The 12,841-nt window shown below is 71.2% G+C and carries 14 protein-coding genes and 1 pseudogene; 5 read left to right on the top strand and 10 right to left on the bottom strand.

Annotation, left to right across the window (positions count from 1 at the left end):
• Positions 1-579 (top strand): TetR/AcrR family transcriptional regulator (locus ACIRRH_RS10635; protein WP_403064713.1); only part of this gene is annotated, 579 nt, incomplete at its 5' end.
• Between the two features lie 487 nt (positions 580-1,066).
• Positions 1,067-2,182: pseudogene (locus ACIRRH_RS10630) on the top strand (SulP family inorganic anion transporter); the annotation flags it as partial.
• On the opposite strand, the gene ACIRRH_RS10625 reads toward ACIRRH_RS10630, so the two are convergent.
• The 3 genes from ACIRRH_RS10625 to ACIRRH_RS10615 are packed head-to-tail and all read right to left on the bottom strand — an operon-like array spanning position 2,132 to position 3,928.
• Positions 2,132-2,284, bottom strand: a complete 153-nt coding sequence (locus tag ACIRRH_RS10625; protein ID WP_403064740.1) for a biotin/lipoyl-containing protein — start codon at positions 2,282-2,284, stop codon at positions 2,132-2,134. The pseudogene ACIRRH_RS10630 and the gene ACIRRH_RS10625 overlap by 51 nt on opposite strands.
• Before the next feature lie 37 nt (positions 2,285-2,321).
• Positions 2,322-3,317 (bottom strand): alpha-ketoacid dehydrogenase subunit beta, encoded by a 996-nt coding sequence (locus tag ACIRRH_RS10620; protein WP_403064710.1) that lies wholly within the window; start codon positions 3,315-3,317, stop codon positions 2,322-2,324.
• Positions 3,314-3,928 carry a thiamine pyrophosphate-dependent enzyme gene (locus ACIRRH_RS10615; protein WP_403064707.1) on the bottom strand — a complete coding sequence of 205 codons (615 nt, stop codon included), beginning with the start codon at positions 3,926-3,928 and terminating at the stop codon, positions 3,314-3,316. The genes ACIRRH_RS10620 and ACIRRH_RS10615 overlap by 4 nt, the downstream gene beginning before the upstream one ends.
• 504 nt (positions 3,929-4,432) lie before the next feature.
• Here ACIRRH_RS10615 and ACIRRH_RS10610 point away from each other — a divergent pair.
• Positions 4,433-4,585 (top strand): integrase core domain-containing protein, encoded by a 153-nt coding sequence (locus ACIRRH_RS10610; protein WP_403064704.1) that lies wholly within the window; start codon positions 4,433-4,435, stop codon positions 4,583-4,585.
• A 373-nt stretch (positions 4,586-4,958) separates the two neighbouring features.
• On the opposite strand, the gene ACIRRH_RS10605 is transcribed toward ACIRRH_RS10610, so the two are convergent.
• The gene (locus ACIRRH_RS10605) at positions 4,959-5,468 is read right to left on the bottom strand and encodes a hypothetical protein (RefSeq protein WP_403064701.1); all 510 of its coding nucleotides are present in this window, start codon (positions 5,466-5,468) and stop codon (positions 4,959-4,961) included.
• Positions 5,469-5,989: 521 nt separating this feature from the next.
• Here ACIRRH_RS10605 and ACIRRH_RS10600 point away from each other — a divergent pair.
• The gene (locus ACIRRH_RS10600) at positions 5,990-6,661 is read left to right on the top strand and encodes a hypothetical protein (RefSeq protein ID WP_403064698.1); all 672 of its coding nucleotides are present in this window, start codon (positions 5,990-5,992) and stop codon (positions 6,659-6,661) included.
• A gap of 48 nt (positions 6,662-6,709) precedes the next feature.
• Here the strand turns inward: ACIRRH_RS10600 and ACIRRH_RS10595 are convergent, their stop codons facing one another.
• A complete protein-coding gene (locus ACIRRH_RS10595; protein ID WP_403064693.1) occupies positions 6,710-8,278 on the bottom strand; it encodes an RICIN domain-containing protein in 1,569 nt (522 codons plus the stop codon).
• A gap of 286 nt (positions 8,279-8,564) precedes the next feature.
• Positions 8,565-8,729, bottom strand: a complete 165-nt coding sequence (locus tag ACIRRH_RS10590; protein ID WP_403064691.1) for a hypothetical protein — start codon at positions 8,727-8,729, stop codon at positions 8,565-8,567.
• Between the two features lie 300 nt (positions 8,730-9,029).
• Here ACIRRH_RS10590 and ACIRRH_RS10585 point away from each other — a divergent pair, with 300 nt between their 5' ends.
• Positions 9,030-10,217, top strand: coding sequence for an alpha/beta hydrolase (locus tag ACIRRH_RS10585; protein WP_403064688.1), 1,188 nt, complete (start codon positions 9,030-9,032; stop codon positions 10,215-10,217).
• Between the two features lie 131 nt (positions 10,218-10,348).
• On the opposite strand, the gene ACIRRH_RS10580 is transcribed toward ACIRRH_RS10585, so the two are convergent.
• Genes ACIRRH_RS10580 through ACIRRH_RS10565 form a run of 4 tightly spaced genes read right to left on the bottom strand, consistent with a single transcriptional unit; the run spans position 10,349 to position 12,841 of the window.
• Positions 10,349-10,549, bottom strand: coding sequence for a hypothetical protein (locus tag ACIRRH_RS10580; RefSeq protein WP_403064685.1), 201 nt, complete (start codon positions 10,547-10,549; stop codon positions 10,349-10,351).
• Between the two features lie 7 nt (positions 10,550-10,556).
• On the bottom strand, positions 10,557-11,306 hold the full coding sequence (locus tag ACIRRH_RS10575; RefSeq protein ID WP_403064682.1) for an SRPBCC domain-containing protein: 750 nt from the start codon (positions 11,304-11,306) through the stop codon (positions 10,557-10,559).
• Between the two features lie 30 nt (positions 11,307-11,336).
• Entirely contained in the window at positions 11,337-12,614 is a 1,278-nt protein-coding gene (locus ACIRRH_RS10570; RefSeq protein ID WP_403064679.1) for a cytochrome P450, read from the bottom strand.
• An 11-nt stretch (positions 12,615-12,625) separates the two neighbouring features.
• On the bottom strand, positions 12,626-12,841 hold the full coding sequence (locus ACIRRH_RS10565) for an MbtH family protein (protein ID WP_403064676.1): 216 nt from the start codon (positions 12,839-12,841) through the stop codon (positions 12,626-12,628).

Genomic DNA, 12,841 nt, shown 5'->3' with positions numbered 1-12,841 from the left:
GGACGCGGCCTGACGCACCGCGCCGTCGACGCGGCCGCACAGGTGCCGCCCGGCACCACCAAGAACTACTTCCCGACCAGGGACGCCCTGCTGCGTGCGGTGGCGGAGCGCTGCCTGGAGCAGTACCGGGAGACCACGGCGCACATTGCCGCCACTGGACCGGGACTTGCTGGCCGCGAGGGCCTGGTGGCCATGTTTCGGGCGCTGTTGGAGAACGTCGCCGGGCCCGGGCGCCCCCGCCTGCTCGCCTACCTTGAGCTGCAGGCCGAGGCGGCCCGCAAGCCTTGGCTGTCAGCCATACTCGACCCCATCGCAGCCTCGGACTTCGTGGGTCTCGAACTGGCCCAGCGGGCCGCCGGGCTGCCCGTCACTCCGCAACGGGCAGCCGTCGTCACCCTCGCCTTGCACGCCGCCATCCCACACCTGCTGGCAGGCGGCTCCGCCACCCTGGCCGCCGCAGGCCTGGACGACCCCGATCGCTTCATCCGCGGCCTCCTGCAGGCGGTGTACCCGGAGAACCCCGACGGATCGGCCATGCCATCGACCGTGGCTGGTGACGCGATGCGACCGCACTCGTGATGAGCTCCCACGCGGTATGCGACAACGCCGTTGCACGGTACGAAATGCAGGCAAGCCCCACGCCGCACCGCCCCTACCGACCGTGACCACCCGCCATGCCCCACCCGACCGGATTGCTCACCCTCAGCAACACAACGAGTGCGCATCCAGCACGGATTCCGGTGTTCCCCCAGAAACCAGTGCGCACCGAATCGCAGACCCCACACGCCGCGAGGAACAGGTGCGCCGTCGGGTGCCAGTTCCCGGGCCACGGGGCAGCGGTCGGTGGCTGATGAACCGAGCCCGGGCCACGCCGGCCGCCGTATGGAAGCCACCCCGTCCTCGAACAGGAGGCGCCGGGACGGCGGTCAGCCCGCTCTCGTGGCGCAACCGTGCCTGGGCCCGGCAGGCGAGAGCCAGGACCAACGGCGGCGGACACGCCGGTCGTCCGTCACGCGGCCGCGCGCCCTTCAACGGCATGCTGAGGCTGCGCGGCGGAAGGAGAACCATGGCGCGTCACAGCGACCGCCCCGGCCAGTCCCGGCATCGCTTCGTACCCGCGGTGCCGGGACTGGCCGCACTCAGAGGCTACCGGCGCGGTCGGCTGCGCGGCGACGTGGTGGCCGGTGTGACGGTCGCGGCGTACCTGGTGCCGCAGGTGATGGCGTACGCCGGCGTCGCGGGCCTGCCGCCGGTCGCGGGCCTGTGGGCGATCCTGCCGTCGATCGGGGTGTACGCGCTTCTCGGCTCGTCCCGGCTGCTGTCGGTCGGCCCCGAGTCGACGACCGCGCTGATGACGGCCGCCGTGGTCGGCCCGCTCGCGGGCGGAAACGCCGGGCGCTACGCCGTTCTCGCCGCGACGCTCGCCGTCGTGATCGGTGGACTGTGCCTGATGGCGTGGACGGTGCGGCTCGGCTTCGTCGCCGACCTGCTCTCGAAGCCCGTCCTGATCGGGTATCTGGCCGGGGTCGCCCTGATCATGATGGTGGGCCAGCTGACGAAGCTCACCGGTGTCCCGGTGGCGGGCGAGCGCTTCTTCCCACAGCTGTGGTCCTTCGGCCGGCACGTGTCCGAGGTGAACGTGGCCGTCACCGTCTTCAGCGCCGTTGCCCTGCTCTTCCTGTTCGCCATGGCGCACTACTTCCCCTGGCTGCCGGGCCCCCTGCTGGCCGTCGTCCTGGGCACGGCGGCGGTGGCCGCGTTCAACCTGGAGCAGCACGGCATCCACGCGATCGGAGCGGTCCCCGGTGGACTGCCCGAACTCTCCCGGCCGGACCTGCGTGAGCTGGACGAACTGGTGTTGCCCGCTGCCGGAGTGCTGCTGGTCGGCTACACCGACATGGTCCTCACCGCGCGCGCCTTCGCCTCCGGCCACAACGGGGAACACCTCGACGCCGACCAGGAACTGCTCGCTCTGGGAACCTCGAACCTCGGCGCCGGCCTGTTCTCCGGTTTCCCGGTGAGCAGCAGCGCCAGCCGCACCGCACTCGCCCGGTCCTCCGGCGGACGCACCCAGGTGTACACGCTCGTCGCCGGAGCATGCGTCCTCGCGGTGCTGCTGTTCCTCGGCCCGCTACTGGAGCACCTGCCGGTGGCCGTGCTCGGTGCCGTCGTGGTCTTCGCCCTCGATGGCCGCCTTGGCCGTGTCGACGACGGCCACAATGTCGCCGCGGGCCACCCGGTCGCCGGGGCCGACCAGCCACTCCAAGAGCGTTCCCTCGGTCATGTCGGCGCCGAGCGCGGGCATGGTGAACTCGGCCATGTCAACCGACCGCCCGCCGGGCCGCCGCCACGATGCCGTCGACCTGCGGCAGGGCGGCCTCTTCCAACTGCCGGGCGTAGGGCACCGGCACCTCGGCCCCGCAGACCCGTTCCACCGGCGCGTCCAGCTCGTAGAACCCCTGCTCGGTGATCCGCGCCGCCACCTCTGCCGACAGCCCGCCGGTGCGCCAGCCCTCGTCGACCAGCACCGCCCGGTGGGTCCGGCGGATCGAGCCGAGCACGGTCGCATCGTCCAGCGGGCGGAGCGTCCGGAGGTCGACCACCTCGGCGTCGACGCCGTCGCCGGCCAGCCGTTCCGCGGCCTTCAGGGCCTTGCCGAGCGAGCCACCGTACGTGATCAGGCTGACGTCGCTGCCGGGCTGGCGCACCGCCGCGCTGTCCAGGTCCACCGGCCCGGCTCCGGGCGGTAGCGTGCCGGAGGCGTTGTAGAGCGAGCCGTGCTCGAAGATCACCACCGGGTCGGGGTCGGCGAGGGCCGGCGCCAGCATGTACCGGGCGTCCGCCAGAGTGGCGGGGGCCAGCACCCGGATGCCGGGGATGTGGGCGTACCAGCCTTCGAGGCTGTGCGAGTGCTGGGCTGCCAGTTGGCGGCCGGCCCCCGTGGTCATCCGGATCACCAGAGGGACGGCGACCTGCCCGCCGGACATGTGCAGCAGGGTCGCGGCGTTGTTCAGGATCTGGTCCAGGGCCAGCAGGCTGAAGTTGACGGTCATCACCTCGACGATCGGCCGCAGGCCCGCGATGGCCGCGCCGATCCCGACCCCGACGAAGGCCGACTCGGACAGCGGCGTGTCTCGGATCCGCTCCGGCCCGAACTCGTCGAGCAAGCCGAGGCTGACCCCGAAGGCGCCCCCGTAGCGGCCGACCTCCTCGCCCATCAGGAACACCCGCTCGTCGGCCGCCAGCGCCTCGCGCATCGCCTCCCGGAGCGCCTCGCGGTAGGTGATCGGTTCCGGGGCCGCCTTCGCCCCGGTCACGACGGGGCTCCGCTCGGTGTGCGGACGAAGCGCAGCAGGTCCTCCGGGGGTTCGAGCCCGCCCTTGCGGGCTTCCGCCTCGGCCTGCCCCAGCTCCTCGGCGATCTCCTTCTCGACGAGGTCGAGCCCGGCGTCGTCGAACCCGTCCTCGCTGCGTATCCGGTCGACGAGTTGGGCGACCGGATCACGCTCCTTCCAGCGTTCGATCTCGGCCTTGTCGCGGTAGAGGTCAGGGTCGTACATCGAGTGCGCCCGGAAGCGGTAGGTGCGCAGCTCCAGGAAGTACGGGCCACCGCCCTCGCGGACGGCCTGCGCCGCGCGCCGGGCGGCGTGCTCGACGGCGAGGACGTCCATCCCGTCCACGGCCCAGGCGACCAGGCCGTACGAGGCCGCGCGTGCCGCCAGGTCGATCTGGGCGTGCTCGCGGACCAGCGGGGTGCCCATGGCGTAGAGGTTGTTCTCACAGATCAGCAACAGGGGAAGGTCCCACAGGGCCGCCAGGTTGGCGGTCTCGTGGAACTCGCCCTCGGCGAAGGCCCCGTCGCCGAAGAAGCAGCACGCAAGCCGGGGTTCGCCGCGCATCCGGTCGGCCAGGGCCAGTCCGGCCGCCACCGGCAGGCCGCCGGCGACGATGCCGTGACCGCCGTTGCGCCGCCACCAACCTGGAGCCGATCACCTGACGGCCCACAGACCCTGCCGACAACCCGTCGCCAAGGCCGTCCGAGGAGGACCCGGCAGGCCAGCTCGGGAGGGCCCGGTGGTTGCTGGGGAATCAGTCCGTCACGGGCGGCTCCGAAGGCTGGTGACACATGGATCTCCGACTACGACGGAGTCCCGTCATGCCCCCTTCGCCGCAACAGCACCAGGCTGCGCGTCCTGCGGATCTACCCGCGGTGCGACCAGAAGACCGCCGTCCAGTTCCTGGACTACGTCCTGGAGCGCTACCGTTTCGCGTCGGGGTCGTCCAGACGGACAACGGCGCGGAGTTCCAGTCCGCCTTCCACTGGCACGTGCTCGACAAGGGCATCGCCCACACGTACATCAAGCCGGCGTCCCCGCACCTCAACGGCAAGGTCGAACGTCCCACACCGCATCGACGCCGAGGAGTTCTACCGCATGCTCGCCGGTGTCGTCATCGACGACACCGGCGCCCTGAACGACAAACTCCGAGAATGGGAGGACTACTACAACTTCCACCGCCCACACGGCGCTCTCGACGGCCAGACGCCCTACGAACGCCCCAAGCGGAAGACCGAGACCCACGTGTAACCGAGCTCCGGCAGATGCACACCTAGCCCGACGCCCCGCACCGGCCGCCGCGGGCGCACCGTCGAGGCCCGGGCCCGGATCACGCACACCGGTAGCGAGCGCATCGACGCCGAGGCGAGCGCCGAGCAGACCGCCGCGATCGCGGCCCGCGAAGTGCCTTCCGGCTGGGCTGACAGAGACTTTCGACAAGCCTCGTCTTCCCTGCGTGGAAGGCGCTTTCGCGTTCCCGGCCACGATCTGGAAACCGCCACCGGTGAAACGCCCGGGCTGGCTCACCGGTTCAAGCCAAGCCGCGGGCGCCTCGCCAGCGGTCTACCGTCACGTGCGGTATCGCGAGAACCGTGGGGCGAGATTCCCCCCGGCGGCCCGACTACTAGGCCAGGGCGAGAAAGAACTTCTCGTCCGCGCCGCCATTGGCGTTGATCTGGCAGTTCACCGTTCCCCCGGGGCCGGTGGCGGTGGTTACCCCGCTGCCGGTCACCAGGCGCAGGTAGATGTTCGGGAAGGCTGTCGCCGATCCGAAGGAGAACGAACCGTCAGACTGGGGGAGAAGCTTGTACATCTCGTAGGAGAAGGCGCCGAATTGGCAGTTGACCGTTCCTCCTCCAGCCATGGTGGTGGGGACCCCGGAGCCCTCCATGCGCAGGAACACGTTCGGGAAGGCCACCGACTCGAAGGCGTACGAACCGTCGCTCTGCGGCCGGACTCTGAACGACGTCAAGGGGCCGGTGCCGTACTGACAGTTGACCTTCCCCGCTCCGCCGCCGGCGAAAGCGGTCACTCCGGTCCCGTCCATGCGCAGGTACACGTTCGGATAGTGCGTCGACTGGATCGTGATCGGCGCGTCTCCGAGCTTTGCGAGGTCAGCTGCTGACAGCGACATGATGGCCTCTCTCTCCTTCGGTCTGGGCGTATCGCGGACGAGTCGAGCGTGCACCGCTGCCGGCAGCCTTTGCGGCGCCGAATGCGAGGCTGGAGGAGGGCATCAAGTTCAGTACTTGCGGCGTCAGCCGACAGGAGTCTTTTGAGCCGAACTGCGCGTTCCCGTCAGCCCCATGAGCCACTTTCCATAAATGAGAAACCCCGCCGAATGGCAGGGCAAGGCGGCATTTACAGCCGCCACTCATCTTTTCCGCCCCCTCTTGCCTTTCCTGCTGCCGCAGGCTCTGAGCCGACTGTAATCCGACAGGTACACACTGTCTAGACTCGGTGCTTCAGTAAAGCCGTCCGGATCATGGAATTGATACAAGAAAGCGCCTTGACCTGGGATTATCGGCTTGCCAAAGAAGTCCCAATCAAGGCCGCAATGGCCAAGGCCACCTACCGCCGCACGGCCGTCGCCCCGCTCGATGAACTGACCCCCTTCCCGGGGGCGCCGTCCTGCTGCTCCGGCGGACCACCGAAATGCCCGCCGACCTCCGCCCGCTGGTCTACCACACCCGCAAGGCCGCCGAGAGCATCAGCGAGCTGACCACCTACCACCTCGACCTCGGCGACAACCAGGCCGAAGCACTCGACTCCGTCACCAAGCTCACCCTCGCCGGCTCCGAACTCGACCTCGACGCCCTCCTCACCATCGGCGTCACGGCCCCGTCCCACTGCCCCGGCCGCTGTTCGGCGAGCGGCCCCGGAGCGGGAAGTCGGTCCCTCCGACTTCCCGCTCCGCCCCTGCGTGTAGGGGGCCGGTACGCTCCGGAGATGACCGACCACGACATCGCCCAGCCCCTCTTCCGCCACCAGGTCGTCCAGGCGGTCTCCGCGCTGGCCGATCCTGCCTTACCGCGTGAAGTGCGGCTCGACCCGGCCAAGTTCGAGGAACTCGACTACACCGTCTGCGTCCTGTTCGACGAGTTCTGCGACGCCGACGAGCCCTTCCCCTGGCTCGGTCGGAGCCTGCGCACGGAGGAGGAGGTCGAGCTGATGGCCGCCCTCGGCGTCGCCTACACCGCCGTCCAGGACGCGCTCCTCCCCTCCGCCCCCGACGCCGCCCACCTCGACGCCCCCGGCTGGCCCGCCGTCGTCGCCGCGGCCGCCCGCCTCGCCCCGCTGCTCGCGGCCAACGACGCGGCGGCGTGAGCAGGAAGTCGGCCGGGCCGCCTTCCTGCTCACCGGGCACGTCCCGCGTTACGGGACGGCAGCCCAGTTCTGGGTCTTGACCCGGCTGTCCGCCCCGCGGATCTGCGCATCGTCACCGGCCTGGCTGCCGGGGCAGTCGAGAGCCGAGTAGCCGTTGTCGGTGGTGATCGTCAGGGTGCCACTGGTGTTCTGGGTGACCCTCCACTTCTGGTACCGGTCCGACGGGTTGTACGGCCGCAGGACAGCCCGAGGGGGATTCGAGAAGTCCGCGGTCAGGGTGAGCGAGGCGGAACAGTTGTCGTAGATCCGCACCGTGCCGTCGGGGTTCGGGTCCAGCCGCCAGCGCTGCGAAGGGCGGGAGGCGTCGGAGGCGTTGAGGGCGCCGCGCGGGCGGTTGGTCGCGGCGCAGCCGCCGTCGCGTTCCAGCGCCAGGCCGTTGCCGTCGGTGAGGCTGTAGTACCGGCCGTCGCCGACGACGGGTCCGTAGTCGATGGCGTGCCGGGCCGGGTGGTCGAGCGCGGCGCCGGTGGTGGCGAGCGGCGGGACGGCGGCGGGGCGGGTGTTCCTGAAGTACTCGGCGAAGGTGTTGGGCCTGTTCGCGGCGAGCGCCTTGATGGTGGCGTCCCAGCCTCCGTCGGTCTTCCGCCACAGGTCGAGCAGCGCACCGGTGATGTTGCCGGAGACCAGGTCGCCGACGTCCCAGCCGCCGCCGTAGGTGAAGGCGGTGCTGCTCCCGTTCGACCACACGTAGCGGTTGTCACCGAGCAGGTAGGCGGCGGTGGCGTCGGCGAAGCCCTCGACCCACGCGCAGGAGGCGCGGGTGGTGGCCGCCCAGATGTAGTGGTCGCCGCAGACGCTGTCGGCCGGCATCGTGCCGTTGTAGAGGCGGTGCATCAGGAAGTGGCCGCCCTCGTGCAGCACGGTGTGCTCGGAGTCGGGGTCGGTGTCGGGGAGGTGGATCGTGTTGTCGAGGGTGTACACCGGTCCGAAGGTGGAGCCGGGGTACCACTGGTAGGTGAGTTCGGTGCACGTGGCGGGGTTCGACTCCTGCGCGGTCCAGCAGGGACCGCCCGGGTTGGCGCGGCCCTGCCACAGGGTGTTGACGGTGTCGAAGACGTGGAAGGCCCGGGACCAGTCGGTCGAGAGCCTGGTGGTCCCGGTGTCGACGCTGGCGGAGACGTCGTACGCGAAGGACCCGACCCCGCTCCACGTGTCGCCGTTCTTGTCCACCACCTTCCACAGCCGGTTGTTCTCCGCCTTGACGGTCACCCACATGATCTCCATCGTCGTGGGGACGGCGGGGGTGTAGCAGGCTTTGATGCTTCCGTCGGAGGAGGTGTACGCCACGTCGGAGTTGAGCCGGCGGGCGGGGGTGGTCATCGTCTCGCGCCCCCACAGCTCGATGTTGGCGTTGCGCACGGGCTTGGTGCGGACGGGCTTGTCCGGACCCTCCTCCGCGTTCGGGTAGTCGTAGACGAGCTTGCCGCTCATGCAGACCGGGGCCACGGCGGCAGCGGCGGGGGCCGCCGCGAGCGGGACGGCCGCCTCGGCGGCGAGCAGCGCCGTGCCGAAGGCGGCGAGGCGGCGGGTCAGGCGCGTGCGCGAGGGTGTGGCCATCGAGGTCCTCTCGGTGGGCGGGTGCACCGGGGTCCGGTGGGACGCCGGGGAGTGCGGGGCGGCACCGGGCCGCCGAACGGCCGGCCGGATGCCGGCGCCACCGTTCGGTGGCAGTCGTTCCGGTTGTGGCGGTTCCGCTTGAGCATGTCCATGGTCGGTACACGGCCCGGCTCACGGAAAGGGCGCGCGGAAGCACTCACGAGCGCCCGGCGCACCGGGCGCACTCCGCCCTGATGCCGCGTCAGGCAGCAGGCAGCGCGGCACCGTCCAGCGGTGGAGCACCACCTCATGCGACACCGGCTTCCGCGGACGGCTCGGGGGCGCCGAGGTCCACCATCAACTCGTCGGTGACGACCTGGACAACGTGCTTGCGGGCGTAGCCGGCGACGGCGAGGGAGAGCTTCGGTTCCGCGCGACCGGCGTGACGGGAGGTGGCCGCGAAGTGGTGCACGAGGCCGGGGGTGGTGCACCCCCGTCCGAGCCATCCCACGCGAACCCCGGACCGGTCCGTTCGGCCTTCGCCACCACGCGACGTTGCCGACGAGCCGTCAGACGGGATGTCGAGGCGGGGCCGGGCCTGCGCGAGGGTGCGGCATCTGCACGATGCTTGCTGCTCCGTTCTCCGCCATGCGGCCGAGAATCGCGGGCTCCCGTCATCCTCGGAGACGATGTGTCGCTACGTCGCGGAGATGACATCGCCTCAGCCTTCGCGGCGAGGCCGGATCCCCGTTCTGCGATCTACCGTCTCCGCATGACCAGACTCCGCCGTACCTCCGTGGCCGCCGTGCTCGCCCTCGTCCTGCCGTTGCCGATCGCCGGGGCGAGTTCGGCGTTCGCAGCGCCCGGGCCCGTCGCCACCACCGCCCCCGTCGCGCAGGCGTCCACCGCAAGTCTCGATCTGCCCCGGCCGACGGGGTGGCAGCCCGTCGGCCGCAGCACGCTGCACCTCGTCGACGGGGACCGCCCGGACCCGTGGGTGCCGTCCGCGGGGGCACGGCAGTTGATGGTGTCGATGTACTACCCGGCCCGCCCCGGGACGGGCGGGCCGGCGACGCCGTACCTGACCACCGAGGAGGCCCGGTTGCTGCTGGACTTCCAGGTGCCGGGCGGCAACATACCGCCCGAGGCGGCCACCGGCCTCCACCCGTGGGCCCGTACCGACGCGCGCCCGGCGCCGGGCAGGTTCCCACTCGTCGTCCTCTCGCCCGGGTTCACGCTTCCACGTGCCACGCTTACCGGCCTCGCCGAGGACCTGGCCAGCCGCGGGTACGTCGTCGCCGCCGTCGACCACACCTACGAGACCTCCGGCACCACCTTCCCGGACGGGCGCACCCTGCCCTGCGCCCTCTGCAAGGACCCGGCCCCCGACACGTTCGCGGCCGTCCCCCCGAGCCGGGCCAAGGACATCTCCTTCGTCCTCGACCAGCTGACCGGCCCCCGCCCGGCCTGGCCGTACGCCCACATGATCGACCGGGACCGGATCGGCATGGCCGGGCACTCCATCGGCGGTAACTCCGCAGCCAGCACGATGGCCGTCGACCAGCGGATCCGCGCCGGGGTCAACATGGACGGCAAGTTCTTCGATCCGTTTCCCGCCGGCGGGCTGGGCGGACGGCCCTTCCTGATGCTCGGCACCCAGTCCGTTCACAACCCCTCGGGCTGGGACACCAGTTGGAACGATGCCTGGGCGCACATGGACGGCTGGAAGCGCTGGCTGTCCGTGACCGGCTCCGACCACGGGAGCTTCACCGACGGTCCGCTCATCGGGGCTCGCGCGGGCCTGCCCGACCCCGAAGCGACGCTTGCCCCGCTGCGCGCCGAGAAGATCACCCGGGCCTACGTCGGTGCCTTCTTCGACCTGCATCTGAAGGGCATCCCGCAGCGGTTGCTCGACCGTCCGTCGGCGGCGTACCCGGAGGTCGTCTTCCAGCAGCCCTGACGGGGCCTTCGATCCTTCCCGGAGATCACGGAATCCGAAACGGACATCCGGCCCTCGTACGCGAGCCGGCCGGGTGCCGTCCAGCGCGACTGTTCGCTGACGGCACCCGGCCTCGCGGACCGCGGGGGGACCTACCAGCGGCTGCGCGACGGCGTGGAGGCGAGCTTGGCGCTGAGCGCCGAGAGGAAGGTCGGGAGCTTGTCGACCATGGCCTTGGGGACCGGGGTGGTCTGGACGCTGCCCCTGCGCACGTCCTCGACGACGAGCGTGTAGGTGCCGTTCTCCTCGACGAGTTCGGCGGCGAAGAGCAGTGTCTGGGTTGAGGTTTCCATCGGGGTCCTAGGCTTGGGCGTCGTTGAGCCAGGCGGTCCACGCCTTGGTGGCCTGGTGCTCGTCGGCGTCCTCGGCGAACAGGTGGTGGCCCAGCCAGATCGGCCACTTCCAGGTGCTGCCGTTGAAGAACCGGTACAGCGCGTCGGGGCCGCGCAGGCCGACGAAGTCGGTGCTGAGCCAGTCCACGACCACCTCCACGGGGCCGCCGTCCGGGCCCGGGACGAGGAGTGGGAACCGGTCGCCGACGGCCGCGTCGTCGGCGAGGCCGAGGCGTCGGCGCAGGGCGGCGAAGTCGGCCGAGTCGGCGGTGGGTTCGGGGCGCTGGGCCCTGACGTAGACGGCGGGGCGGCCGGCGAAGTGCCGCAGGTACTCGGCGAGGGCGTGCTGGTAGAAGTCGACGTGCTTCTCGGCCGCGTCCGACTTGGTGTCCCAGGCCCAGGTGTCGTCGACGACGCCCGTGTGCACCCAGTGGATTCCCATCCGCAGGTGGCTCGTTCCGCCGCCAGCCGGCTCGATGTGGTAGCTGAGCGTGTTGGAGAACCCGCCGTCCTGGGTCGCCCGGACGGCGAAGTGGTGCGGCGGCTCCCAGGCCACGACGGTGGAGTCACCCCGGCTGACCTTCCCGCCGACGCGCGGCTCGACCTCCATCGGGTACAGCCAGCCCAGGTTGCCGGCGCCGGTGGCGACCGCGTGCCAGACCTGCTCGGGCGTGGCGGGCAGGTCCTGCTCCCGGCGGACCTCGAACTCTCGGGCCATGGTCGGTACTCCTTCGTCGTCGTTCATGGGTCAGTAGGTGAGCGGGAGGGCGCTCAGCCGCCGTTGCAGCGGGTTGGGCCGCCATTCGAGGGCGGCCCCGCCGGCGGCCTCGTCGGCCAGTCGCAGCTGCGGGAACCGGCGGACCAGCGTGCCGATGGCCACCTCCGCCTGGAGCTTGGCCAGCGGGCCGCCGAGGCAGAAGTGCGGGCCGTGGCCGAAGCTCAGGTGCCGGTTGCCGGGGCGGGACAGGTCGAGCCGTTCGGGGTCCTCGAAGCGCTCGGGATCACGGTTGGTCGACGCCAGGAACAGGTACACCAACTCCCCCTCCCGCAGCGTCCGCCCGCCGATCCGGAGGTCCTCGGCGACGACCCGGACGATCGCCTGGGTCACCGTGTCGTAGCGGGCCAGTTCCTCGACGGCGCCGCGGATCAGCCCCGGGTCCGCACGCAGCCGGGCCAGCTGGTCCGGGTGGCGCAGCAGGGCGAGCACGCCGTTGCCGATCAGGTGGGTGGTGGTCTCGCCGCCCGCGGTGATCAGGACGAAGCAGGTGGACAGCAGTTCGGAGTCGGTGAGCCGGTCGTCCTGCGCCTGGGTGGCGACCAGGGCGCTGATCAGGTCGTCGCCCGGTTCGGCCCGGCGCCGGCGGACGAGCCGGGCGAGGTACTCCTCGTACTGCCCGATCGCCTCCTCGGACTTGTCGATGTCCTCGCCCAGCCGGCTGAAGCGGCGGAACCAGGTCTCGACCTGCGGGCGGTCCTCGGGCGGGATGCCGAAGAGCTCGCAGGTGACGGACAGCGGCATCGGGGCGGCGACCGCCCCGATCAGGTCCATCGTCGGCCCCGCCGCGACCGCCTCGTCGACGAGCCGGTCGACGATGCGCTGGATGCCGTCGCGCAGGGCTTCGACACGCCGGGCGGTGAAGGCCCGGTTGGCCAGCCTGCGCAGCCGGGCGTGGTCCGGCGGGTCGGTGTTGGTCATCACCCGGCCGAGCCGGTCGGTGAGTCGGCTGAGGGCCTTCAGGTCGCCGCCGAGCGCGCCGTAGGCACGGGTCATCCGGTCACGGTCGTTGGACAGCCGCAGGTCGCCGAGCGCCGCCTCGACGTCGGCGTACCGGGTGAGGTACCAGATGCCCTGGGCACTGCGGTGGACGGGGCTCTCGCGCCGCATGCGGGCGTAGAAGGGGTACGGGTCCCGCCGGGCGTCGGGGGTGAGCAGCGCCGCGGCGAGGTCGGCGGACGGGGCGGGGTCGGCGGACGGGGCGAGGCCCGCCGCGGGGCGGGCCTCGTCCGTGGTGTCGGTCTTGTTCACTACGCGCCGCGCTACCGCTGGGCGTCCATGGCGTCGGCAAGGCTCCTGGGCCGCATGTCGGTCCAGGCCTGCTCGACGTACTCCAGGCAGGCGGCGTGGGTGTCGGGGCCGTGGGCGACGGTCCAGCCCTCGGGGACGTCCGCGAACTGCGGCCAGAGCGAGTGCTGGTTCTCGTCGTTGACGAGCACGAGGAAGGTGCCGTCCTGGTCGTCGAAGGGGTTGGTCAT

This window comes from Kitasatospora sp. NPDC101235, from assembly GCF_044767505.1.
Lineage (GTDB): Bacteria > Actinomycetota > Actinomycetes > Streptomycetales > Streptomycetaceae > Kitasatospora.
This window is presented reverse-complemented; position numbering and strand designations above follow the sequence as displayed.

What these genes read in the sequence shown, in the direction of transcription:
- ACIRRH_RS10600 (WP_403064698.1), top strand. Translation starts at nt 5,990, where the DNA reads ATGCCCGCCGACCTCCGCCCGCTGGTCTACCACACCCGCAAGGCCGCC.
- ACIRRH_RS10585 (WP_403064688.1), top strand. Translation starts at nt 9,030, where the DNA reads ATGACCAGACTCCGCCGTACCTCCGTGGCCGCCGTGCTCGCCCTCGTC.
- ACIRRH_RS10575 (WP_403064682.1), bottom strand. Translation starts at nt 11,306, where the DNA reads ATGGCCCGAGAGTTCGAGGTCCGCCGGGAGCAGGACCTGCCCGCCACG.
- ACIRRH_RS10625 (WP_403064740.1), bottom strand. Translation starts at nt 2,284, where the DNA reads ATGACCGAGGGAACGCTCTTGGAGTGGCTGGTCGGCCCCGGCGACCGG.
- ACIRRH_RS10565 (WP_403064676.1), bottom strand. Translation starts at nt 12,841, where the DNA reads ATGACCAACCCCTTCGACGACCAGGACGGCACCTTCCTCGTGCTCGTC.
- ACIRRH_RS10610 (WP_403064704.1), top strand. Translation starts at nt 4,433, where the DNA reads ATGCTCGCCGGTGTCGTCATCGACGACACCGGCGCCCTGAACGACAAA.
- ACIRRH_RS10605 (WP_403064701.1), bottom strand. Translation starts at nt 5,468, where the DNA reads ATGTCGCTGTCAGCAGCTGACCTCGCAAAGCTCGGAGACGCGCCGATC.
- ACIRRH_RS10595 (WP_403064693.1), bottom strand. Translation starts at nt 8,278, where the DNA reads ATGGCCACACCCTCGCGCACGCGCCTGACCCGCCGCCTCGCCGCCTTC.
- ACIRRH_RS10580 (WP_403064685.1), bottom strand. Translation starts at nt 10,549, where the DNA reads ATGGAAACCTCAACCCAGACACTGCTCTTCGCCGCCGAACTCGTCGAG.